This is a genomic window from Polynucleobacter sp. (genome assembly GCF_044342855.1).
In the GTDB taxonomy this organism is placed as follows: domain Bacteria; phylum Pseudomonadota; class Gammaproteobacteria; order Burkholderiales; family Burkholderiaceae; genus Polynucleobacter.
This window is the reverse complement of record NZ_JBIIPA010000004.1, coordinates 1-21,923: the sequence shown is the minus strand read 5'-3', so window position 1 is coordinate 21,923 and position 21,923 is coordinate 1. Positions and strand designations below refer to the sequence as shown.

At 44.5% G+C, this 21,923-nt stretch carries 22 protein-coding genes and 1 pseudogene; 3 read left to right on the top strand and 20 right to left on the bottom strand.

Annotated features, from left to right (window positions below; genetic code table 11):
- Positions 1–67: 67 nt before the first annotated feature.
- The 6 genes from dnaB to ACIQZ3_RS02340 all read right to left on the bottom strand — a co-directional run bounded on the left by dnaB (position 68) and on the right by ACIQZ3_RS02340 (position 4,221).
- A complete protein-coding gene (gene dnaB, locus ACIQZ3_RS02365) occupies positions 68–1,507 on the bottom strand; it encodes a replicative DNA helicase (protein WP_397389984.1) in 1,440 nt (479 codons plus the stop codon).
- 24 nt (positions 1,508–1,531) lie between these two features.
- Positions 1,532–1,984, bottom strand: a complete 453-nt coding sequence (gene rplI, locus ACIQZ3_RS02360) for a 50S ribosomal protein L9 (protein WP_216224092.1) — start codon at positions 1,982–1,984, stop codon at positions 1,532–1,534.
- Positions 1,985–1,997: 13 nt separating this feature from the next.
- The gene (rpsR, locus tag ACIQZ3_RS02355) at positions 1,998–2,270 is read right to left on the bottom strand and encodes a 30S ribosomal protein S18 (RefSeq protein ID WP_011902267.1); all 273 of its coding nucleotides are present in this window, start codon (positions 2,268–2,270) and stop codon (positions 1,998–2,000) included.
- 13 nt (positions 2,271–2,283) lie between these two features.
- The gene (priB, locus tag ACIQZ3_RS02350) at positions 2,284–2,577 is read right to left on the bottom strand and encodes a primosomal replication protein N (RefSeq protein ID WP_397389982.1); all 294 of its coding nucleotides are present in this window, start codon (positions 2,575–2,577) and stop codon (positions 2,284–2,286) included.
- A 59-nt stretch (positions 2,578–2,636) separates the two neighbouring features.
- Positions 2,637–3,011, bottom strand: a complete 375-nt coding sequence (gene rpsF, locus ACIQZ3_RS02345; RefSeq protein WP_015421573.1) for a 30S ribosomal protein S6 — start codon at positions 3,009–3,011, stop codon at positions 2,637–2,639.
- A 133-nt stretch (positions 3,012–3,144) separates the two neighbouring features.
- A complete protein-coding gene (locus ACIQZ3_RS02340; RefSeq protein ID WP_397389980.1) occupies positions 3,145–4,221 on the bottom strand; it encodes an asparaginase domain-containing protein in 1,077 nt (358 codons plus the stop codon).
- A gap of 61 nt (positions 4,222–4,282) precedes the next feature.
- On the opposite strand from ACIQZ3_RS02340, the gene lexA reads away from it, so the two are divergent.
- Both lexA and ACIQZ3_RS02330 read left to right on the top strand, forming a co-directional pair.
- Positions 4,283–5,002 (top strand): transcriptional repressor LexA, encoded by a 720-nt coding sequence (gene lexA / locus ACIQZ3_RS02335; RefSeq protein ID WP_397389978.1) that lies wholly within the window; start codon positions 4,283–4,285, stop codon positions 5,000–5,002.
- 82 nt (positions 5,003–5,084) lie between these two features.
- Positions 5,085–5,267, top strand: a pseudogene (locus ACIQZ3_RS02330) (hypothetical protein); the annotation flags it as partial.
- Between the two features lie 206 nt (positions 5,268–5,473).
- Here ACIQZ3_RS02330 and ACIQZ3_RS02325 read toward each other — a convergent pair.
- Positions 5,474–7,294 (bottom strand): glycoside hydrolase family 2 protein, encoded by a 1,821-nt coding sequence (locus tag ACIQZ3_RS02325; RefSeq protein WP_397389976.1) that lies wholly within the window; start codon positions 7,292–7,294, stop codon positions 5,474–5,476.
- Positions 7,295–7,429: 135 nt separating this feature from the next.
- Here ACIQZ3_RS02325 and ACIQZ3_RS02320 point away from each other — a divergent pair, with 135 nt between their 5' ends.
- Positions 7,430–8,425, top strand: coding sequence for a LacI family DNA-binding transcriptional regulator (locus ACIQZ3_RS02320; protein ID WP_397389974.1), 996 nt, complete (start codon positions 7,430–7,432; stop codon positions 8,423–8,425).
- Between the two features lie 130 nt (positions 8,426–8,555).
- Here the strand turns inward: ACIQZ3_RS02320 and ACIQZ3_RS02315 are convergent, their stop codons facing one another.
- The 13 genes from ACIQZ3_RS02315 to ACIQZ3_RS02255 form a co-directional block, all read right to left on the bottom strand.
- The gene (locus tag ACIQZ3_RS02315) at positions 8,556–9,416 is read right to left on the bottom strand and encodes a Brp/Blh family beta-carotene 15,15'-dioxygenase (protein WP_397389972.1); all 861 of its coding nucleotides are present in this window, start codon (positions 9,414–9,416) and stop codon (positions 8,556–8,558) included.
- The gene (locus tag ACIQZ3_RS02310; RefSeq protein ID WP_397389970.1) at positions 9,416–10,576 is read right to left on the bottom strand and encodes a lycopene cyclase family protein; all 1,161 of its coding nucleotides are present in this window, start codon (positions 10,574–10,576) and stop codon (positions 9,416–9,418) included. The genes ACIQZ3_RS02315 and ACIQZ3_RS02310 overlap by 1 nt, the downstream gene beginning before the upstream one ends.
- Positions 10,577–10,594: 18 nt before the next feature.
- Positions 10,595–11,473, bottom strand: coding sequence for a phytoene/squalene synthase family protein (locus ACIQZ3_RS02305; RefSeq protein WP_397389968.1), 879 nt, complete (start codon positions 11,471–11,473; stop codon positions 10,595–10,597).
- Positions 11,474–11,510: 37 nt separating this feature from the next.
- Positions 11,511–12,980 (bottom strand): phytoene desaturase family protein, encoded by a 1,470-nt coding sequence (crtI, locus tag ACIQZ3_RS02300; RefSeq protein ID WP_397389966.1) that lies wholly within the window; start codon positions 12,978–12,980, stop codon positions 11,511–11,513.
- 13 nt (positions 12,981–12,993) lie between these two features.
- On the bottom strand, positions 12,994–13,956 hold the full coding sequence (locus tag ACIQZ3_RS02295) for a polyprenyl synthetase family protein (RefSeq protein ID WP_397389964.1): 963 nt from the start codon (positions 13,954–13,956) through the stop codon (positions 12,994–12,996).
- Between the two features lie 67 nt (positions 13,957–14,023).
- The gene (locus tag ACIQZ3_RS02290) at positions 14,024–14,815 is read right to left on the bottom strand and encodes a bacteriorhodopsin-like (protein WP_397389963.1); all 792 of its coding nucleotides are present in this window, start codon (positions 14,813–14,815) and stop codon (positions 14,024–14,026) included.
- 270 nt (positions 14,816–15,085) lie between these two features.
- On the bottom strand, positions 15,086–15,907 hold the full coding sequence (gene phnX / locus ACIQZ3_RS02285) for a phosphonoacetaldehyde hydrolase (protein ID WP_397389961.1): 822 nt from the start codon (positions 15,905–15,907) through the stop codon (positions 15,086–15,088).
- Entirely contained in the window at positions 15,907–17,058 is a 1,152-nt protein-coding gene (locus ACIQZ3_RS02280; protein WP_397389959.1) for a TIGR03364 family FAD-dependent oxidoreductase, read from the bottom strand. Before ACIQZ3_RS02280 ends, phnX begins: the two co-directional genes overlap by 1 nt.
- Positions 17,048–18,121 carry an iron-containing alcohol dehydrogenase gene (locus ACIQZ3_RS02275; protein ID WP_397389957.1) on the bottom strand — a complete coding sequence of 358 codons (1,074 nt, stop codon included), beginning with the start codon at positions 18,119–18,121 and terminating at the stop codon, positions 17,048–17,050. Before ACIQZ3_RS02275 ends, ACIQZ3_RS02280 begins: the two co-directional genes overlap by 11 nt.
- 3 nt (positions 18,122–18,124) lie before the next feature.
- Positions 18,125–18,937 carry a phosphonate ABC transporter, permease protein PhnE gene (phnE, locus tag ACIQZ3_RS02270; RefSeq protein WP_397389955.1) on the bottom strand — a complete coding sequence of 271 codons (813 nt, stop codon included), beginning with the start codon at positions 18,935–18,937 and terminating at the stop codon, positions 18,125–18,127.
- Positions 18,934–19,881: a phosphonate ABC transporter substrate-binding protein gene (gene phnD / locus ACIQZ3_RS02265; protein ID WP_397389953.1), complete on the bottom strand. Its 948-nt coding sequence runs from the start codon at positions 19,879–19,881 to the stop codon at positions 18,934–18,936. The genes phnE and phnD overlap by 4 nt, the downstream gene beginning before the upstream one ends.
- A 27-nt stretch (positions 19,882–19,908) precedes the next feature.
- Positions 19,909–20,757: a phosphonate ABC transporter ATP-binding protein gene (gene phnC / locus ACIQZ3_RS02260; protein WP_397389951.1), complete on the bottom strand. Its 849-nt coding sequence runs from the start codon at positions 20,755–20,757 to the stop codon at positions 19,909–19,911.
- The gene (locus ACIQZ3_RS02255) at positions 20,754–21,308 is read right to left on the bottom strand and encodes a phosphohydrolase (protein WP_397389950.1); all 555 of its coding nucleotides are present in this window, start codon (positions 21,306–21,308) and stop codon (positions 20,754–20,756) included. The genes phnC and ACIQZ3_RS02255 overlap by 4 nt, the downstream gene beginning before the upstream one ends.
- Positions 21,309–21,923: the final 615 nt, after the last annotated feature.

Here is a 21,923-nt window from a genome sequence, read left to right as displayed (position 1 = left end):
CTCGCATTGCGAGGCTTTTTTTATTCTTATTGTTGTTGCTTATTAGTTTCAGCTTTTTTCTTTTGAATTAAAAAGGTTCGTATCCACCAGAAGAATAGCCAACAGACCCCATCGCCAAGTTATCAAACTTGGTATATGGGCCTTGCCAGCTTAAGCGCACAGTACCAATTGGTCCATTACGCTGCTTGCCAATAATGATCTCCGCCATACCTTTGTCCTGAGTGGTATCTGGGTGATACACCTCATCACGGTAAATGAACATAATTAAGTCGGCATCTTGTTCGATCGCGCCCGACTCACGCAAGTCAGACATGATTGGACGCTTGTTAGGGCGCTGCTCAAGACCACGATTTAACTGTGAGAGCGCAACAACCGGGCACTGCAATTCTTTTGCAAGGGACTTGAGAGAGCGAGAGATCTCAGAAATCTCAGTAGCACGGTTCTCAGAACCGGAGCCACTCATCAACTGCAAGTAATCAATCACAACAAGACCAAGTGTTCCGCCAAAGTTACGAGCAATACGACGCGCACGAGCACGCAACTCTAAACTGGAAAGAGCCCCAGTCTCATCAATCAAAATTTGGGTATTACTTAGGCGGGCAATCGCATCGGTAACTCGTGGCCACTCATCATCCTGCAACTTGCCAGTACGCATACGACCTTGGTCAACGCGCCCTACCGAGCCCAGCAAACGAGCCGCTAATTGCTCGCCTGACATCTCCATAGAGAACACAACAACCGGCAAGCCTTCAGCCAATGCAACGTTCTCAGCGATATTCAATGCGAACGCCGTTTTACCCATCGACGGTCTTCCAGCAACAATCACTAAGTCGCCTTTTTGCAGACCGCTAGTTTGTTTATCTAGATCAATAAATCCCGTTGCAATACCGGTGATATCACTTCCACCTTGGCGGTTGTAGAGCTCATCAATACGAGCAACAACGGTTTTGAGCAAAGGCTCAATCTCGAGGTAATCTGCTTTGCGACTACCCTCTTCACCAATTTGGAGAATGCGTGATTCCGCTTCATCCAAGAGCGTCCTCACTGAACGACCCTCTGGAACAAATGCAGAGTTCACAATGTTGTCAGACACTTCGATTAGGCGACGCAGAATGCTGCGGTCACGAACAATATCGGCATAGCCTTTAATGTTCGCTGCACTTGGAGTGCTTTGCGCTAATGAATTGAGGTAATCAATACCAACTAAATCGCCACCTTGCTCGGACTTAACAGCCTCATGAACAGTAATGACGTCAGCGGGATGATTGTCGCCAACTAAACGCTGAATGACCTTGTAGATCAAAGCATGTTCAGGACGATAGAAATCTTTATCAGTTAACACACCACCTAGGCGATCCCAGGCTGTATTATCGATCAGTAGACCGCCGAGCAATGATTGCTCGGCCTCTACAGAATGCGGCGGTACTTTGAGCGCCTGCAAGGCTGGATCCCCAGAACCCATCATGCCAGTATTTGACATAAGAGAGCGTGAGCGGGATTCAGCCATGAGGCTAGCTTACAGATCTAAAACTTACGCTTGCTCGCCAACTACGCGGATAGTGATGTCAGCCACTACATCGGTATGAACAGCTACCGCTACAGGGTGATCACCAACCATCTTCAACGGGCCAGTAGGCATACGTACAGAAGCTTTTTCAATTACAAAGCCTTTAGCTTTCAAAGCATCAGCGATGTCATGGTTGGTTACAGAACCAAACAAACGACCGTCAACACCCGCTTTTTGACCGATTTCGAGAACCAAGTCTTTAAGCTTTGTGCCAACTGCTTCAGCAGCAGCTAATTTCTCAGCAGCCAATTTTTCCAACTCAGCGCGACGTACTGCAAAGTCAGCGATAGCTGTTTCAGTTGCACGACGAGCTTTGCGTTGTGGGATCAGGAAATTACGAGCGTAACCGTCTTTAACACGAACGATGTCACCGAGGTTGCCCAGGTTAATTACTTTTTCTAAAAGAATGATTTGCATTGAGGGCTCCCAATTATTTCTTGTGTTGATCGGAGAATGGCAACAAAGCCAAGTAACGAGCACGCTTGATAGCAGTGTCTAACTGACGCTGATATTTAGCTTTTGTGCCTGTCAAACGTGCAGGAGTGATCTTGGCGTTTTCGCCAATGAAGTCCTTCAATGTGTCTACATCTTTGTAGTCAATCTGTTCTACGCCAGCAACAGTGAAACGGCAATAACGCTTACGCTTGAACAATGGGTTCTGAGCTGGTTTCTTTTTGAAATCGGGTTTCTTTCCAAACGCCATGATGATTTCCTCTTTAATTTTTCAATTGAATATGGGTGATATGGAAAACAAGTCTTTGATTACGTAGAGTCTTGGGTGCCAAGAATCCCTCAAACACTGCCTCAGCACCTAAATCCATTTGCTCTAAGCCCTTTTGTATCGGGCCGATTGCTATGGCTTCAACACTCATCTGAATTTTCCTAGCCATTCCTACCTCGCTTACTTCGCCGCTATGCTCTAGCTGACAATGCATCACCGGTATTCCTGCTGGTGTAAATCGAATCGCGTCTTTAGATACCAAGAATGCAGTTAGGGTGAAATGATTCAACGCCGCTCCGTCACTCTGATACGTTTTCTAGTCTGTGTGTTCCTCTTCAAATTTCTAACTTAAGCCGCTGCTACAGGAGCGTCGGATTGAGCTGATTTGCGCGCTTCTTCACGTTGCACTTCTTTCATCATGATGGAAGGCTCTGTTTCAGCTTTCTTAGTCTTGATGATGAGGTGACGCAAAACAGCATCGTTAAATTTGAATGCATGCTCGAGCTCGTCCAGAGTTTTCTGGTCGCACTCAATATTCATACAAACGTAATGGGCTTTAGCAAGTTTGTCGATCATGTAAGCCATCTGACGACGACCCCAATCTTCCATACGATGAATTTTGCCGCCAGCAGCAGCTAATGTCGCTTTGTAGCGATCGATCATCGCAGGCACTTGCTCGCTTTGGTCCGGGTGGACGATAAAGACGATTTCATAATGACGCATCTAACACTCCTTAAGGATAAAGTCACCTGGGCATCTTGCTAACTTCCGATGGTTTTAAAGTTAGCGCCAGTGTGACAAGGTAGCAACAAATTGTAGGTAAAACTAACTACAGAAATTTACAGCTTTTAAGTCCTTACCGAATTTCAGGTAAGTCCGCTATTCTAGCAAAAAAATCCTGCCAAGTCAGGGGTTTACCAGCTTTATTTGCCTGCTTTGCCGCATTTAAAGCCAATTGCAGGGCAATTCTGGCCCTGGGTGCAGTCAATGCCCCAGATGCACAGCATCCAGGCGCATCCACCTCAGGAATGTTTCGCAAAGTAGCGCCTGCGCCTGTTCTAGTTGTTCTCACCAAAGCAATACCTTGGGCCATTGCCTGGTCCAAAGGTTTTGCCCAGTCATCATGAAACCCGCCATGCCCTGACCCAGCGAGTACAAAGCCTTGTACAGAGCTACCTAGCCACTGTTTGATGGTTTCAGGACGTGCACCTGCATGACTGGTCAAAATCTCAACCCAAGACCACTCGCCCACTTCGGGAATCGGTAAATCCTCATTCCAAGCAGCTTGTACCGCCTTGACACCAGACAACCAAGAAGGATTAATGAGGCCCACTGAGCTTGATGGAGCATCTTGTAATGGAGCATTGAGGGCTGTGGCATGGCGCTTAGCCAGATCGAGTGCCATGCATCCGCGCCCGTCCATTACCGCATAAATGCCGCCAGGGCAGTTATCAATGGATGTAGAAGCCCAGCGCAACGCGTCTAATAGATTGGAAGGGCCGTCAGCCCCAGGCGCATTACTTGGCAACATTGCCCCCGTCAAAATGACTCGCTTACCCTGTGTCTGGGCCAACTTTCCACAGGTTGCCTGCAAAAATAAGCCCGTCTCTTCAATCGTATCGGTGCCGTGGGTAATCACAACCCCCCTTACAGCAGCATCCAGCAGAGCCTCTCTTACCGCAAGCCCCAGCGCAGTGAGATGGGCGTCAGTCAAATTGCGGCTATTGACGTTTGCCACCTGACGTGATACTAGCTTGACCCCCTCAGGCACGACTGAGTGAATATGAGCCACCAATGCATCAATCCCCACCTGTCCAGCCCGATATTGGAGAGGGTTTTCTTCGGGGTTTGGCGCGAGGCCCGCAATGGTGCCCCCCATGCCTAAGACCAGGAGATGCCGAGTATTTTCAGAAATGCTGGGTTTTGAGCTCATTCCTCCATTATCCGCCTCTGAATTGCTTGAATATTCAAAAAGTGCTGTATATAATTCCAGTATGGACATAAATACAGTCGATTTTCCAGAGGAGCTGACTGCCCTCCCCAAGCTGACCTCACGTCAAAGTGAGATTTTGGGACTAATCACCAAGGCCATTGATGAAAGCGGCTCACCTCCGACTCGCGCAGAAATTGCAACACAACTAGGCTTTGCTTCTGCCAACGCAGCCGAAGAGCACTTACGCGCATTAGCAAAAAAAGGATATATCGAGCTGACACCAGGAACTTCGCGTGGCATTCGCATTCCACAACGCTTTAATCAGACACACAATCCAAACAAATATCGTCAGATGTCTTTACCCTCTGGCGCACTTCAGCAACTTACACTGCCACTCATTGGTCGTGTCGCCGCAGGCTCTCCAATCACAGCAATTGAGCATATTGAAAAACAAGTGCCTATTGACCCAAGCTTGTTTAGCAAGGGTGCCGATTACTTACTCAAAGTAGTTGGTATGAGTATGCGTGATGCCGGAATTTTGGATGGCGACTATCTTGCCGTAAGAAAAACTTCTGAAGTACGCAATGGCGATATCGTAGTTGCGCGCTTGGATGATGAAGTCACAGTGAAACGTTGGAATCAAAAGAAAACTGCAGATGGTATGGTGATCGAATTACAAGCCGAGAACCCAGACTTCAAAAATATCTTAGTAGATAGATGCCAACCGAACTTCGCCGTTGAGGGTCAGGCTGTTGGACTGATTAGGGCTGGCGGACTCTAATCTACCCAGGCTGATAAAGCAAAAGGTCTCGTTCACATTCAGGGGCCTTTTCTATTGCTGACTGATGTAGCTTTTATTGTTTGATCTATCCATCTACTCACAAGAAGATCTGGATGCGATTGCCTGGAAGCTAAACACACGCCCTAGAAAATCTTTAGCCTGGAAAGCGCCCGCCGAACCCTTCTTGCCAGAAGGGACTTTTAACACCAAAGCCTGCTGGACCGATAAACTCGGTGCCACCAGCTCTGTTGCACTTGGGGTTTGAAACCGCCAAGATTAATTATTTTGCGTCAATCGCAAATTACGGCTTTAGGTATAAATACCAATAACTAGATCAAAATCCCATCAATCACGTATTACGGATACCCAAAATTTACAGCCACTCAATTCATGGACCCATCGATCCATTCATCGATCTTTCCGGGGAATGTCAGTGCCCAAGGATTTCATGGGGATGCAGGCGAATGCTTCTTAAACTTTGCCTTTAGATTTATTGGCCGGTGTCGTGCAATTCTTTGCCCAATCAGCATAAATCTCGGAAACTTTTTGAAATGAAATTTTCTTATGCAGTTTGTCGCTTGCAATGAGCCCTTTCAAATTGATGCCTCGTTGAAAACTGTTTTGTCGGCGCTCAGTTCTAAAATCATAGAGAACCCATGGTGAAATGCCGCGAATGTAACCTGCCTTTTTCAACATCTTTAATTGTGTTTCTAAAATCAAAGATTGACTCTCCTCTGAATAACGATCAGAGTGCTTGCCATGCAGGCCAGGTAATGCGTCTGCACCTGTTTCAGTAATGACGACGGGCTTGGTGGGATTTGAGTTATTGAGCAACTGAGACAATCCCTCAAAAGAAGGCTCATACCAACCGAAATATTCGTTGATGCCAATGACATCCAGCACTTCACTAAGTCGATCTTGGATTTGAAATGTTTCCCTGTTAATTAGACATGCAGCAGAGATCAATCGCGTGTCATCCGCCTTACGAGCAGCAGCAGCTAACCGCGACATGAAACCTAGTCTGGCGTCAGTGTCATGATTTTCATTTCCTACACCCCAAAAAATAATACTGGAACGGTTTCTGTCACGTCTTATCAACTCTTGCAGTTGATTGTTCGCATCATTGAATGTGTCTGGGTTGCCGAAATCTATTGCCCAATACACTGGGATTTCTGCCCATAATAAGATCCCTAATTCATCCGCAATGCTTGCAACAAGTTCATGGTGAGGGTAGTGGGACAGTCGAATGAAATTTGCATTCAGTTCTTTGGCATGTCGAAGCATGTCGCGCACTGTTTGTTCATTGGATACTTTTCCGACCGGCAGGCTTTCCTCGTGAACGCTGATGCCACGTAAAAACAAGTCCTCCCCATTTAATAACAGTCGGTCACCATGGCACCTTATTTGTCGAAAGCCCACCCGGTCGCGTATCACGTCTGTACCGTAACTGACCTGGATTTCGTAAAGCTTCGGATTATCCGGACTCCATGCCTGGAAATCTAAATTGATTTTTTTGACACCCTTCCCCGCGACTAACACCATCTCAAATACTTGATCAAGTTCGGGCAATTCAATCTGCGCGATGCCATCAATCGGCTCGGAAAGACAAACTTCGAATTGAATCTCCTTGCGCGCAGGATCATTAATCCAAGCAGCGTGGAAGTCTTGAATAAAAACGGTAGGTAGAACGACAAGGCAAACCTCTCGATACAGCCCGCCGTAGTTAAACCAGTCAGTGTGGTTCATGGGCACACGATCTGCGCGACAACGGTTTTCAACCTGGATCTGCAGAAGATTGTTAAAAGGTTCCAAGTTCGCGCTGAGTTCGATGAAAAATGGCGTGGAGCCACCTTGATGACTACCCATAAATCGACCGTTCAAGAACACCCGCGCTTCATAGTTGGCCGCACCCACACGCAAGAAAATGCGATCTTTCTTGGAAGACGGTGGTAAGTCAAATGTTCGGGAATACCATGCACTGCCTTCAAAGTGAAACCACTCGGGACGTACAGTATTCCAGCACGATGGAACATTGACCGTTTGCCAATGGGCATCATCGTAGTCTAGGGGCGGGGAATCCTTTGAGTGGGACATGTTTTGAATCTCATACCACCGCTGCCTAAGTCCTTCGTCATGCGGGTCAATCACAAAATTCCAAACGCCATCCAAGCTCACTGTTGCCCGGCCTGCCATGGTGATGAGATTGGCCGCTTGGACTCTACCAGCAGCAAATGGCTTCTCATAGTCTTCATCATTCAGATGGGCATAAGGGTCTTTAATGAGCGATTCCATCTATATAATCTCCGTTCTTGGCTTCTTGGTAAACGTTTACCTAAAATTATCGTACTTCAAACATCATGTAAAGTGGAATACAGGAAAACCCTTGCTACAAACGGATAAACTAAATTAAATCCCTCAATTTTGAAGATGAATAAATTTGTCACTATCGGCGATGTGGCTAGACACGCTGGCGTGTCTGTAGCTACGGTTTCGCGAATCCACAATGGCATTGCCGGAAGGGCTACACCTGAAACCGTGGCCCGAGTGCAACAATCGATAGAAGCGCTGGATTACAGGCCGCACAGCGTCAGTCGCGCCTTAAAAATGAAGCAAAGCCGCATCGTGGGCGTTTTGGTCGCGAATCTTGCCAACCCTGCAATGGCCGCCATTGCCGAATCGATAGAAGAGTCGCTGCGTTCAAAAGGTTATGTAATGGCACTTTGCGATACCCATGAACGGCCTGATATCCAAGATCAATATCTTCGTGAAATGGAAAGCCATTTAGCGATTGCCGTGGTGATGGTTGTTGCTGTCAAAAGCGAAATGCTCGTTCGCTTACAAAAACAGGGGCGACCAATTGTCTTTGTAGCCCGCCGCGACCCATTGAGAAAAAATTCAAGTTTTGTTGGTATTGATGACTTTGCAGCAGGTGAGACTGTTGCTAAATACTGCATTTCAGAAAAATTGAATTCACCATGTGTAATATATTCATCTCTCGAACACAGTGCGGACTCCTTAAGGTTTGCAGGTGTAAAAGAGAGATACAAGCAAATTGAAAAAAGCAAAAAAATACCTAATTTTACAATCCCCGCCAGAAACCACTTGGAAATTGGCTACCAGGCTGCCCGAGATTGCATGAAGATTTATCCAGCGACGGATGCGCTCATCTGTCTTAGCGATTTGATTGCCTATGGCGCTTACCGATGGATTCGGGAGCATAAATCCAAATGCCAGTTGGCGCCTCGAATTTTTGGATTCGACGACAACCCGCTCAATGACTGGATCAATCCTTGGTTAACATCCGTGCGATTCCCTTATCAAGCATTGGGCGCTACGGTTGTGGATTCCCTAACTTCAATGTTAGAAAATAATTCGCCTCAGGATTACGTACTTCCGCATCAATTGATTGTTCGAAGTCAATAAGCGGAGTTAAAGTCAAAACTTGTGTATAGACCAAAGCAGTGAAGGCATCGGAAGTTTTGGTTGGAAATACGATTACCCAAATCAAATATTCACCAAAGGAATGCTCCACCTCCGACATAAAACAATCAACTTATTGCTGATAGCGAACCCTATCGATAAGCAACATGTGAGGCACCGTCAATGCCGCCAAGCCTACAAATAGCAGCCTCAATAAATGTTCATAGCTAGGTAGTTCGGGAAAATAAAACCAGACTAACAAGGCAATGGAGGTCACCCCCAACATAGGCGCCAAAGATACTAGCCCCATCTGCATGAAATTCAAACCAGAGTAGGCTCCAGTTCGCAAAATATGCCTCAAGCCATGCATACCACAGAAATAAAGAGTGAATGAGGCTAATGGAGAGGCTAAAGTTGATAGAAGCACTACTGCAAGCATCTCCAATCCGAAGAGCCACCCCCTGATGAATTGAAAATAAATGCTGATGAGACTTCCCGCGAGCCAAGGCCAAGCCAGCACGTACAAAAACGATACAATCTGCAATCCAGCATCTACATCCAAAATCAAAGAGAAAAGATTTTGCATCACCTCAAAGTGAAAAATGGTTGGCAGAAAAATCATTGATCCGCCATACAAAACCCGCGTCACTCTAGGTACCCGATCATTTAAGTCCCTGGAAAAGTGCATGACTGAGAGCAGTAAAAAGCTACCCATAAAAAAAATTGGCAACTGCCACCAAATAAAAACCATAGTCATTGATAAAACCAAGTAGCTAATGACAAATTTTGTCCAATCTTGCCAGCTTTTTAATAATAGTAATTTTTGTGCAAAAACGGGATCCAGCGCACCATGCGGAACACCTAAAAAGAAGATGGGGGCAGCAAGAATTACCAGGGAAACAGTGGGAGTAGTTGGATCGAGTAATGCCGATGTCAGAGCTACAAAAATTGCAAGCAAGCTAAAGGATAAACCCTGAATTTGAATTATATTCATCAGAGGCGCGAGATTTTAAAAATATCTTTAAGGAAGGGAGTGGTTGGCATAGCCTGAATAACCGAAAGGTAATCCAGCAAACGCCCTTTATCTGATAAAAATCGAATCACTCTCGCACTATTCACTTTTGAAAATAAGGCCATGAATAGTGCAGGCCCTAATTCTGGATTATTTCGAATCACATTGAGAAAGATATCGTCCATTTTTCCCAATAAAAAAAAATCTTTAGCATGATTCGCTGGCAAACCATATTGAGCCAAGGAATTAGCACACTGAATAGCCCAATTCTGAATTCTTTGAAAGGCATAACCAGTTGCAGGTCTTGCAGCACCGGCCGTTAATCCAGCGCGAACATAAGACGGATGAGTGTCGGCGGCGCTTGGGGAGATATAGTCGGTAGCAAGCCCCATTGGAATCATGCCTGACTCTTTCCTTAATATTTTGTAAGCTTGACTGCCAATATACTGGGTCACTGATTCATCCAGCTTACTCACTAAATCAACCTCCAGATAAGGCTGCTTCGAAAATACCGTAAATTCAATTAACGCACTCTTCTCTGATTGCGGCAATACATAGTTAAAACCAACGAACTCCGAATTAGCCTGACAAAAATCCATCAAAACTGCTGCGTTGGGATCAAAGCTAGCTTGCTCGCATTCAATCTCATACCCCAAGAATGATTGCCACAGCTTGGCGCCCTTTAAATCCTGCCATGCCTTAGGACGAGTATCCACTATCGATTTAGCGCGTAGTTGACCAAAATCAGCCTCAAAATACCACCAACCCTGCTGCCATTTGGGTTCTTTTAATAATGCCGAACCCATCCTCAGGTCAAGTAATGGGTTCAATCCAATCAATTGAAGGGCTTCCTCGTAAAACCGATTCGAAGATAGAATTTGATAAGGGGCTAAAGAGCAGTCTAGGGATACCTTTTCTTTTTTTGACTGCACCATCAATTTGCTCCATTCATAATTGACTAGATCAGAATAGAAATTCCCTTGCTGCCTCCAAAAACACCAAGTTCGATCATTCTCATAAACCGTTCTTTGCTCCAGTAAAAGCACCTTCGGCGCCCTCTCCTTCATCTTGGCAAGCTGCACCCCTAGACTGAGGCCAGCACATCCAGCTCCAATGATGAGCAGATCTAGATCAGTTTGCATAAATTTAAATGAACTTAATTATGAAGGACTTTGGCTGAGTAAAGCCCTATGAAGATGTGCATCATGCCGTTTAGGGGGGCGCCAGAAATTGAAGCGCGATAATGATGATGCGAGAGCTTGAAGAGTAACAATGATTTTCCTAGGAGTCGACACCACGATACGGCGATGCCAATATTCATAATTTTGGTTTTTCAGCTCTCTACCGATTTCCCTATAAACCCGTGCAGCCACCAGGATGGATAACCTTGCCTCCAGCGGTAAGTAAGAGAGCCCCCTTTCACCGCTAGCATAATATTTTTCTGCGCAATCGAGTAAGTTTGCAACGGCACCCTGGATCATTTTTTTTTGCTGCTCATTGGGGTCAATTAGTGCAACCGGCTCTAAACCTTGAACCAAGTCGGCAGGAATGTAACGTCGATTAGCTAAGGCATCCACTTTTATATCTCGGCAAATATTCGTGATCTGCATAGCAATACCAAGATCAATCGCAAATGGGTAAGCGGCCTCGTCATGAGTATCCAGCGCCTTGCTCATCATCAGCCCAACTGTACCAGCAACCTGATAGCAATACCTTAACAAAGCATCTTGATCTTCTATTCTGACCAATTGGGTATCAGAGCCTACGCCCGCAATTAAATCCAATACGATCGATTTATCAATACGGCACTCCTTTAAAAGGCTCAATCCATCATTCAGAACTTCGTTATCTGAACTTTCCAAATGGAATGCACGTCTTGCTTCGAGTAACTTTTGTCTAGACACGACAACGGAATTTTCTTCATCCCCCAAGTCATCAATGTAACGACACAAACGATAAAGACGAGTGGCACGCTCTGAATGAATTTTTCCCAATAAGCGGCGTGCCCAGTGAAAGCTTCTTCCCTTGCTGGCGAGCATACTTTCAGCACTTGAAAAGTTGGGTTGAATATCCACTTTATTTGATGCTGGGTATCAAAGAATCAATCACCTTGGCCGAGGAAATCACCCCAGGCAAGCCAGCCCCAGGATGAGTACCAGCGCCGACGATATACAGATTTTTCAATCCCTCCGCTCGGTTATGAAAACGAAACCAGGCTGACTGGGTAAATAAGGGGGCAATTGAAAATCCTGCGCCGTGCTCACTCAAATAATTTTTTTCAAAATCTTTTGGAGTCATATAAAAATCTTCGGTAATCATTTGAGTCAAATTTGGCAAGATCGTTTTATCAAGAGCATTGACTATTCGATCACGTAATTTTGGACCCTCAATTGCCCAATCTTGCTGACCCAATAGGTTGGGCACTGGGCAAAGAACGTAGAAGCTATCGCAGCCAGCAGGTGCAAAACTGGGATCTGTTGCTGTGGGACGATGCAAGTAAAGAGAAAAGTCATCCGACAAGATCTTATGATCAAAAATATCTTGTAGCAGGCCTTGGTAACGCTTTCCGAGCCAAATGGTATGGTGAGCTACATCGGGATAGGTTTTAGTTGTCCCGAAGTAAAGAACAAATAAGCCCATAGAAAATTTGGGTTTATTCGCCTTAAAACGCGTTATCCAGGATTGTTTTTTAGGCTCGACGATACGACGATAAAGATGGGCGGGATCGGCATTAGAGACCACGATATCGGCTGCCAATGTTTGGCCGCCTTCTAGTGTCACTCCTTTAATGCAACCATCCGCAATCACTAGGGATTTCACGGTTTTACCCAACTGAATATCGATGCCTTGACGAATCATTAGATTTTCGAGAGCAACGACGATCGCATTAGTACCGCCCATAGCAAAGTGGACGCCATAAGCCCACTCTAGATAATGAATTAAGCCATAAATACTGGTTGTATCAAATGGATTTCCACCGACCAGCAGAGGCTGAATAGAAAAAGCTTGGCATAATTTGTCGTTCTTGAGGTAATGAGTGACTAGTTGCCAAACGGTTTTATAACATTGCAGTCGAACCAGTCGTGGGATCTGCTTCAACATGATCCAGAAGCTATCAAAGGACTGGGCCGATAATTCCGTAAAGCCTACAGCAAAGATGCGCTTCGAATGCTCCAGTAGTTGCAAATAGCCCTCGCAGTCAGCAGGCTCAATTCTCTTGATCTCTGCTAACGTTTCTTCTAGCGTACCGCCATAGTCAAAATGCTCACCATCGGCATATTCAAACCGGTACCAAGGCTTTAATGGAACTAGGTTGATGTAATCAGAAAGCTTTTCATCGAAAAGCTCAAAGAGTTCGTCAAGTAAGAAGGGGGCTGTAATGACGGTAGGCCCCGCATCGTGACGAAAGCCATTACGTTCAAAAGATTGCGCCCTACCCCCCAATTGATCGGTCCGATCAATTAAGGTAACTTTATAACCCTTGGCTTTCAGACGCAAAGCGCTGGCTATTCCTCCAAATCCTGCGCCGATGACTATAGCGTGCATATCATTCTCTCTATTAATGAAGCGCCTTTACCAGGCAGCCAATGTTTTTAGTGCATTCCCCTAACAGTTGGCCCGATTGTGATGGCAGCTGAACTAAAGAGAGCTCAGATTTTTTGAGATGCTGTACTGCAATTTCCTTAGCCGCTTCAATAGGATCAAATGAAATATCTAATCCCCGATTCAATCGCTCAAATACAGCAATAATGTTGAGGCGACCACCACCATCCACCCCTTGTTGAGAGTCTGCTGAAGCATCTCTTAAGTCATCAAAGATCTGAAATCCAACCGCGAAATCTTTGCAGGCCTGGTGAGCAATGTGCATGCTTTTATCATGCCCACCGAGCAATAGGACAAACTCTAATGGCAGACTTAATAAAGCCCCTGATTTAGCCATAACAACCTCAAGGTATGCCTCCAAAGTCAACTGATCGCGCGTAATAGATAAATCAGCAGATTGACCATAACTTGCCTGTGATACCCTCCGATGCATGATCTTGAGCATTTGGGGCAGCACGTCAGATTTGCTGACTTCAGCAAGAACAGCATAGGCAGTGGATAAATAGAAATCGCCGCAGCAGATTGCTGTATTTTTGCCAAATTTACTCCACACTGATTCGTGACCACGACGGAATTGATCCCCATCCTGAAGGTCATCATGAATTAGCGAGGCGTTATGTAACAACTCAACGGCAGCTGCAATACAAATAACGTCATGGTCATTGAGGCCAATAGCCCTTCCTGCACTTAAGGCAAGACGCGCTCTGAGTCGCTGCCCTCCAGACCTTAGATGATACTCAATTGCTTCATTCAAAATAGCAGGGCCTTCTGTATTCATCTCAAAGATAGCAACTAAGGCCTTGAACATACAGTCTTCTACTTTTTCCAATAGAGCATCTGGTTTGCCAATCAAATAGCTTGGGTTTGCTTCTTCATCTGAAAGGGTATTGCGAATTTCTAGTTGAATGTTTTGAGCCACCTTGTTTCAGCCTAGGAAAAAAATCTCCGGGGGTTAACCGGAGATTTTTAGATAAAGAAGAAAACGATTAGTGCTTTGCTTCGGATTCAGTTACTGCAACATTCCAAATAATCAAACCAAATGCAATCTTATTCAAGACGTCAGCAAGGTTGTAGATAATATTTAGAGCGGCAGCGCTGTCTGCAGGATTGCTACCTGTGAGGTAGCCAAAGAAATAGCCAATTGGATAGATTGCCCAACCAATAGTCACAATCCAGCGCATTGTGTTGAAAGCTGACTGAACTGATTTTGGTGCGCTGTTTGCATTAATTTTACTGGCTTCGCCTGCAAAGATTTCATACAAAATATATGCCCAACCGATCATACCGATGATGAATGCAGGCCATAACGCTAAATAGCCGGCTTCGCCGAAGTACCCACCAACCAACATCACTAATGTACCAATCATTAAGCGCCAGAAAACACCTGCTGGAACTTTTGCGATTGCTGAAAGTATCAAGTAAAACTCGATCATCAGAAGCGGTACCGTGATTAACCAATCAATATAACGATAAACCGTTGGTGTTGAGCCTGTAGCCACCCATACGTCGCGCATGTAGAAGTAGTGCACCGCGGCAACTAAGGTTACAAGACCTGAAACGGTTAATGATGTCTTCCACTTAGGTGAGACGCGGTCTCTTTCTAAAAAGAAGAAAGCGGTGGAAGCAACTAATGCCATTGAAATCAACCAGAAGGAAATTCCAACAAAATCATTCGGCTCCAAAACAGCAGATGCCCATACTGGGGCACTAGTAAGTCCAAGTGTTAAGAAGGTACCTAGAGCGATTTTCGCTTTTGGCAAAACAGAATTGAAATTCATGATTTCTCCTATGTGGTAATTCAGCATCTAATGTACACAAAAAAAACAAAAGTGCGCTCTAGTCTAGATAACCCACGCCAAAAAAAAGTGCTCCTAGGCGACCATAACGGAGGTATGAAAAACAATACTAGGGTAAGTACCCATTTAAGAGTCTCCTCTTAATCCAAGCTAGCCCCACTAGTCGAGCCTGGTATTTGCATTGCAGGAGCGCCCAATGGGACTTGAAACAATCTATGCAAGGGGTCCAAGAGAATTATCCTTCCCCTCAATCTAGTTGCCGTAAGAGTTAGGCTTTTCACCCAAATCTAAGCGTTTATTAATTTCATCCATGACGGGCAATAAATCTGCAACAGAATCAATTACGAAATCAGGCTGCATTTCTTGCATATTTGCTCTCGCTATATTTTTCAGGCGATCAGCCTCGCTGACTGGCAACGCATCCAACTCCTCGAGGGAGAGGCCAAGCGCATTTCCACTAACTGCGACACCAACAGTCCAGCAGCCAAATGACTTACCCTCCTCAATACCAGGCTGCGTATCGTCTACCTTAATGAATGAAAGCGGGTTATCCAAACCTAGTTGTCTGGCGCATTTAATCATCATTTGAGCGGATGGTCGACCCAACGGAGTATCCCCTGAATAAGAGAAGGCATCAACTTCATACCCTTGTTCTTTGGCTATCGGCAGTAATAATTCTAAGAGCTCCCTGGTATATCCAGTGGTTGAACCAATTTTAATGCCGCGCTCACGCAATGCTTTGGCCAGTGAAGCTACCCCTGGAATTAATTGACCACACTCCAAAATACTTACCTGATTCATCGGCACAAAAATATCTAACAGTCGATCAACATCAGAATCAGTATGAGATATTTTATGAATCTTAATCCATTGACTTTGAACCTCGGGAAAATTCAACAAGAAATTGATATGCTCCCATTTGCCCACTCCCATTGGAATGCGGGCTTGAGCAATAGTCATCTCAATTCCTTCAGACTCGAATAATTTGACGAAAGCGCCCATAGGAGCTCTGCTGCCATAATCAACCGTCGTGCCGGCCCAATCAAAAATAACCGCTTTCACTGAAGTTTTCATTATTTCCCCAACCATTCATCAAAATTATCTTTTGCAAGCCCAAAAGCTGTGCTTGCCCCTGTTCCACTGCTTACTATGGCAATCCTCATTACTGAAGATACTTTTTCAATTAATGCATCGTCTGTGCTGGAGGATGGGTAGACCCCTGTCCAACGCTCAATCACGGTGTGCTCAGTAATACTTAAAACCCGATACATCAATTTAATAATCAGTTGTTCAATACTTTCGCTTGCAAATACATGTTCAGAGCACCCATAGCGATGGGAATCTCCAACCACCAAGCTACCATCAGCACTTTGCACGACAATCAAATGAATGCCTTCCTTGACATATTCAGGCATCTCTATTGCAATGCGCCCTTTAAGTGCTTTAGCCTCAGGCAACTCTGACCATCCTAAATATCTAGCCAAGCTGTTATCGGTCATCACACTTCCAGGCAGGATGAAGCCTTCCTGCACTTTGATTCTGAGCATTTGGAGAGTGCAGAGCTTCAAATCATGTTTCTCAATATAAGGTTTAACTATCCCCGTTAAATCAGCGCCGGGACAGATCACTATTCTTTGAGCATCGAATCGATTATTTGAACTATGAACAGATGATCCATCAATCGATAAGACCTCGGTCTCCCAATAAAAATCTACACCCATTGTGCTTTGCAAATAATTCGCCAGCTGAGGGATGGCCTCCCTGGACTCAACCCTAAATTCATGGGGGCTATATAGAAGCCCTAGCGAATTCGTTAAGTTAAGGCTATGAATGTTTTTAAAGCCCAGGGCTTCCAAGTTTGGATAACTTGCCTGGGGATAGTATTGACAATCAATACCCATAGGGGTTTTAAGAAAGGCTTTTGCAACCTCAACTGCCTCGGGACGCTCACATAAAATCCAAGCGCCCTGATGCAATATTTTGATCTCAGCCACGGAAGCCAATTCTCTCCAGACTTGGGCTGAATATATCGCCCTTTGCCAGGTATCTCGAGCGCCCTGTCCCGACACAGTGATAAAGCCAAAATTACGGATAGAGGCGCCAGTACAGCGCGTATTTTGCTCAACAATGGCTACCGATAAACCTCTTTTTTTTGCCTCATAAGCGTGTGCCAGGCCCACGATGCCGGAACCTACTATGAGTAGGTCATAATTTTTATTCGCCATTGATCCTAAATCCTGCAAAGTTTTTTCCTCGAGCGGAAAGCCTAACTGTATCCACCCACTCTTCCACCGCTTTATCGCACTCAAGCGGTGGATATACTAAAAATCCCAAAGCAAGCAACCATTGGTGCATCTCTATCGGGGCTGAAAAAAACTGGCCTATAGCATGATCTAAGTCGCTTAATATGGCAGGATCACAATCACTTTCAATTAATAATTGCCAGACATAAGGCAGCCAGTAAGCACAAGATTGCCCATGACTTTTTTGACTTCTGATCGTTTCAGAATAGGACAAAGCATGAACCAGCGCTGTTTGTGTTTTAGCCATTACTAAACCAGCAGATAAGGCGGCTTCTGAAAGCTGTTCACGTAATTCTAGATTGCTTAAATTATCTCGAATGAGTGGTAAATAATGACAAATTTTTTTTGCTGTAAAAATGGCAAGATTAGTTGTTTCTTCAGATCTATTTCCATTCCAAATCGCCTCTAATGCGTGCGAAAGAGCATCGACTGCAGAATCACACGAAATAGCCCAAGGGGCCCCAAGACAAAGGCAAGGATCGATAATCGCTACATTAGCAAAAACTTCAGGACCAAAAAATGAATGCTTACGCTGTTTTGCAAAGTCCCAGATGGTTGCAGTTGGCGCGACCTCACTGCCCGTTCCAGCGGTTGTTGAAGCCAACAATAAAGGTATTTTTGACAAGGACTCATCTTCTACCGATACATCTAGATGTGCACCCAACCAAGCCAACCCATCAGGTTTATAGTGTAATACTTTGGCTGCATCCATGATGCTGCCACCACCAATTCCCAGTAACGCAGATTTTTCTAAATCAGACCGACTCCAAAAATCATCCTGAAACTCTTGAATGCTCGCTATATCTGGCATTCCCTTTTGATAGATAGTTTCGGAAATGATCCTACCCTGCAAAGAAGATCGTATTTTTTTTAACTCTTCGCTGGAAATTTCTGGAATGCGTAGAATATGAAATCTACGATCAGGATAAAGATTTCCTAGCTCTAAAATAGATCCGGCACCGAAATAAATACTGGGCTTAGACATTGTTTAACTTGCAAGCTTCCTGAGGCAGGAAGAAATCAAATCGATGATGGTTACAGTTGCAATCAATATTATAAGCACTGCACAAGTTTGAGAGTATTGGAAGCCGCGAATAACTTCATACAAAATGACTCCAATACCACCCGCACCTACCATTCCAACAACAGATGCCGAGCGGACATTTGACTCAAAGCGATATAAGGAATAAGAGACCCATAAGGGCATCACTTGGGGCAAAATTCCATACACAATTTCAGCGATCGGATGGGCGCCCGTTGCCCTAATTCCTTCGATAGGCCTGGGGTCTACCGCTTCTACAGCCTCTGAAAATAATTTAGCTAGCGTTCCAGTCGTATGGACAAATAGTGCAAGCACACCCGCAAAAGGTCCTAAACCGACAGCCACAATAAACAACATTGCAAATACCATCTCATTGATAGCACGCAATGCATCCATGATGCGGCGAACGGGTTGATATACCCACGGGCTAACCACATTCGATGCGCTTAATAAGCCCAGAGGTATGGCAGCCACGATTGCTAATAACGTACCCCAAAGAGCGATTTGAACTGTTATCAGCATTTCGCTCACATACAGCTTCCAATCTTTAAAATTGGGCGGGAAAAAATCGGCGGCATATTCACTCATATTTCCTGAATCTTTAATCAGATCCAGGGGGCGCATTTCTGCGCCCTGCCAAGCCCAAGTCAGCGCTAAAAATAATAAGACCCACCCGAGGTAATAGGATAGGCCGTGCCTCTCCTCAAGCGCGCGCACCTTAGCTCGATTTAATGAGAGGTCTGAAGCAAATTCACTCATTTGAGCTTAGCCAAAGCTGCATTCAGCTCTGCAACTTTTTTAGCTTTTTCTGCATCGCTAATAGCAGTGTCAGACTCAACCTTACGTAAGCCTTTAAATAACTCCAATTGACGAATTGGATTTAATTGTGCATTCGTAGAGGGTCTAAATTCACCATAGTTATAAATATTTTTGAGTACGGCCTTTTCTTCTGGATTTGACTTAGCATAGTTGTATACAAACCTTTTTAATTTCTCTTTTGTATCTTTATCTAAATCGGTACGCCATACAAATTGATCGCTAGGAATTAATGGACTTTTCCAAATGATTTTGATTTCCTGAGCTGCTTCAGGCTTCGTTGCCATCAATCGCTGAATCTCCTCAGAGTTATTAGTCGCAACATCAAGCTGTTTGGCGAGAATTGCTTGAAGATTTGCGCCATGACTTGCATTTCTGACTGTTTTGAAGGTTTCTCTTGCCTCTATATTTCGCTTAGAAAAGATGTAGTAGGTTGGCACAAGGAAACCAGATGTGGAGTTTGGATCACCAATACCAAAATTAATGCTCTTACCGTTTTTAATCACATCATCCACGTTATTGTAAGGCGAGTCTTTTTGAGTAATCAAATAGGATGTGTACCCAACAGCGCCATCAGCAAAAACTACTTGTGCAAATACTTCACCACCAGCGCGATCAACGGCCTCCATAGCAGCTTTATTTCCAAACCAGGCTACTTGCACCTTATTAAAGCGCATTGCCTCAATCACTCCGGCATAGTCTGGCGCATAGAACGATTTGACCGTTAGGCCAGTTTGCTTCTCCATGTCCCTGAAGAGGGGCTCCCAGCGATCCCTCTGCGCGGATGCAGAATCTGTTGAGATAACTCCAAAACCAATTTCTTTAGCTTGCACTAAGCAAACTGATAAGGCCATAAAGCCTGCCAAGAGTATTTTGCCTAACCTCACTGTAATCTCCTAATAAATAATGAATGTCTAATGAACTAATGTGAGCTTTGACACAGGAATAGGAGCCTCCTTAAGGGCGGAAAAATCCTCGTCTATGACTAAATCTTCCAAATTTGATCCATATAACTCCGCCAATATGGCGGCAGTTAATTCTTTGGTTGGGCCATCAAAAACTACAACCCCTTTATTTAAAGCAATCGTTCTCTCGCAATACTTCCTGGCAACGGGAATCTGATGCAAGCTGGTGATGAATGTCAGATCTAATTTTTGAGACAAATTAACAATCGTTTCCATGACCTTCCTAGAAGACTCAGGGTCTAATGACGCCACTGGCTCATCTGCCAATAATATTTTTGCGCCTTTAATCAATGCCCTAGCAATTGCCACTCGTTGTTGCTGTCCACCGGATAGAGTTGAAGATCTTTGATAGGCAAAATCAGCTAGGCCGACCTTATCTAGAGCATCCAATGCCCTGGCTTTTTCTTCTAATGAAAATTTCCTACATATAGTCTCAAAAATACTCTTTTGAGGACAAATACCTATCAAGACATTTGTTATCACATCTAATTGATTGACCAGGTTGAATTGCTGAAAAATGATGCCAATTTCATTTCTAATTTGGCGCACGTGATTGGACAGACGTCCATGGGACTGAATTTTGCGACCGTTAAGTGATAATTCACCGCTACTCTTGTCTAAGGTCTCTAAGCCCGATATTGCCCTAATCAGGGTGGATTTTCCAGAGCCTGAAGCGCCAATTAATGCCACCCTCTCACCAGGGACAATATCTATGGTGACATTGCTCAAGGCCTGATTCTTTTTTCCACCTGAAAAGAATGTCTTATTTGCCGCTTGTATTGTTAGCACGCTACTCATTGACACTCCTTGGCCAAATTGAGCAGCTGCGCTATCGCATCTGCTTTTGTGGGCATTTTAGAGTCAGGATTTTTAGCGCAATCATCCCAAGTGCGCAATGACAATGCATCTTTTGCAAATGGGCGTGACACAAATTGGGAGCACTCATTTTCAGACATCGCGCCACCCTGGAGCTCTAAGCTTCTAATTGAATCGGCAGATAAAGATTGATGATAGTTTGAATTAGTAGTCACTAGGTAACGTTTGGCCAAGATATGCATCAATACAGGATGACTCACTTCATCAGAAAAAACACTAAGGAGATAATTTCCACCCACATACTCATGACGGTCATCGTGACCATAAGTTGTTGGAGTGCCTTCTTTTTTGGATAACAGATGGCCGATATCATGCAGCCATGCCGATAATTGCAATTGAGGACTTGCACCCTGTGCCTTAGCAAGTTGCCCGCATTGCCAAGCATGAGCCAATTGAGTGACCCCTTCACCATCGTAGCGAAGGTCTCCTTTTTCGCAGTATAGGCTGGCCAAATAGGCGGCAGATGATTTCATTCTGAAAATATAACAAGGGAATATTACAAATTCATGTCACTTGCAACAAGGCTGGAAACGAAGTCTAGAAAGTACTTCCTATTTAATAGGTTTGCTATGGAATTCGATGCATGCTTAGAGAAAAAATTTAAAGGGCTTGAGTATCAACTTTCTAAAACTAGAAATTGCGAACTCTTCGAAATTGATAGAAAGTGCATAAATATTTATTTGCGAAGAATTTTTCAGTTAACAATTTATATGATGCAAATAAGGACGCCTTCAAAAAACTCCATGGTTTGTTGCATGCCCCTTTGGATAAATTGGCAATGTCAAATATAAAATTAAATGCCCATGATGACCTTAAAAATTAACAATCAGCATAGCAGGGCTCAATAAAGGCCAGCAAGAAAAGCATCATGAAATGACTAAGATACATACCGTTGATATGCTTCCGAAGGGTTTTTGACAAAGATTGACCTTCCCCCGATAAATCACCCTCTGAACCGCCCCGACTTTCATAGAGGCCATTTGGGGAAAAATAAAATCAATGAAGTGGTTATTGATTTTTATAGCCGAATCCAAAGGCACCATTCTTTAGCGGCCCCCTTCTCATCGGTACATGATTGGGTTACGCAT

Bases quoted from the DNA above. Each gene is read 5' to 3' on its own strand.
- dnaB (WP_397389984.1), bottom strand. From the start codon at position 1,507: ATGGCTGAATCCCGCTCACGCTCTCTTATGTCAAATACTGGCATGATG.
- rplI (WP_216224092.1), bottom strand. From the start codon at position 1,984: ATGCAAATCATTCTTTTAGAAAAAGTAATTAACCTGGGCAACCTCGGT.
- rpsR (WP_011902267.1), bottom strand. From the start codon at position 2,270: ATGGCGTTTGGAAAGAAACCCGATTTCAAAAAGAAACCAGCTCAGAAC.
- rpsF (WP_015421573.1), bottom strand. From the start codon at position 3,011: ATGCGTCATTATGAAATCGTCTTTATCGTCCACCCGGACCAAAGCGAG.
- ACIQZ3_RS02340 (WP_397389980.1), bottom strand. From the start codon at position 4,221: ATGAGCTCAAAACCCAGCATTTCTGAAAATACTCGGCATCTCCTGGTC.
- lexA (WP_397389978.1), top strand. From the start codon at position 4,283: ATGGACATAAATACAGTCGATTTTCCAGAGGAGCTGACTGCCCTCCCC.
- ACIQZ3_RS02325 (WP_397389976.1), bottom strand. From the start codon at position 7,294: ATGGAATCGCTCATTAAAGACCCTTATGCCCATCTGAATGATGAAGAC.
- ACIQZ3_RS02320 (WP_397389974.1), top strand. From the start codon at position 7,430: ATGAATAAATTTGTCACTATCGGCGATGTGGCTAGACACGCTGGCGTG.
- ACIQZ3_RS02315 (WP_397389972.1), bottom strand. From the start codon at position 9,416: ATGAATATAATTCAAATTCAGGGTTTATCCTTTAGCTTGCTTGCAATT.
- ACIQZ3_RS02310 (WP_397389970.1), bottom strand. From the start codon at position 10,576: ATGCAAACTGATCTAGATCTGCTCATCATTGGAGCTGGATGTGCTGGC.
- ACIQZ3_RS02305 (WP_397389968.1), bottom strand. From the start codon at position 11,473: ATGCTCGCCAGCAAGGGAAGAAGCTTTCACTGGGCACGCCGCTTATTG.
- crtI (WP_397389966.1), bottom strand. From the start codon at position 12,980: ATGCACGCTATAGTCATCGGCGCAGGATTTGGAGGAATAGCCAGCGCT.
- ACIQZ3_RS02290 (WP_397389963.1), bottom strand. From the start codon at position 14,815: ATGAATTTCAATTCTGTTTTGCCAAAAGCGAAAATCGCTCTAGGTACC.
- phnX (WP_397389961.1), bottom strand. From the start codon at position 15,907: ATGAAAACTTCAGTGAAAGCGGTTATTTTTGATTGGGCCGGCACGACG.
- ACIQZ3_RS02280 (WP_397389959.1), bottom strand. From the start codon at position 17,058: ATGGCGAATAAAAATTATGACCTACTCATAGTAGGTTCCGGCATCGTG.
- ACIQZ3_RS02275 (WP_397389957.1), bottom strand. From the start codon at position 18,121: ATGTCTAAGCCCAGTATTTATTTCGGTGCCGGATCTATTTTAGAGCTA.
- phnE (WP_397389955.1), bottom strand. From the start codon at position 18,937: ATGAGTGAATTTGCTTCAGACCTCTCATTAAATCGAGCTAAGGTGCGC.
- phnC (WP_397389951.1), bottom strand. From the start codon at position 20,757: ATGAGTAGCGTGCTAACAATACAAGCGGCAAATAAGACATTCTTTTCA.
- ACIQZ3_RS02255 (WP_397389950.1), bottom strand. From the start codon at position 21,308: ATGAAATCATCTGCCGCCTATTTGGCCAGCCTATACTGCGAAAAAGGA.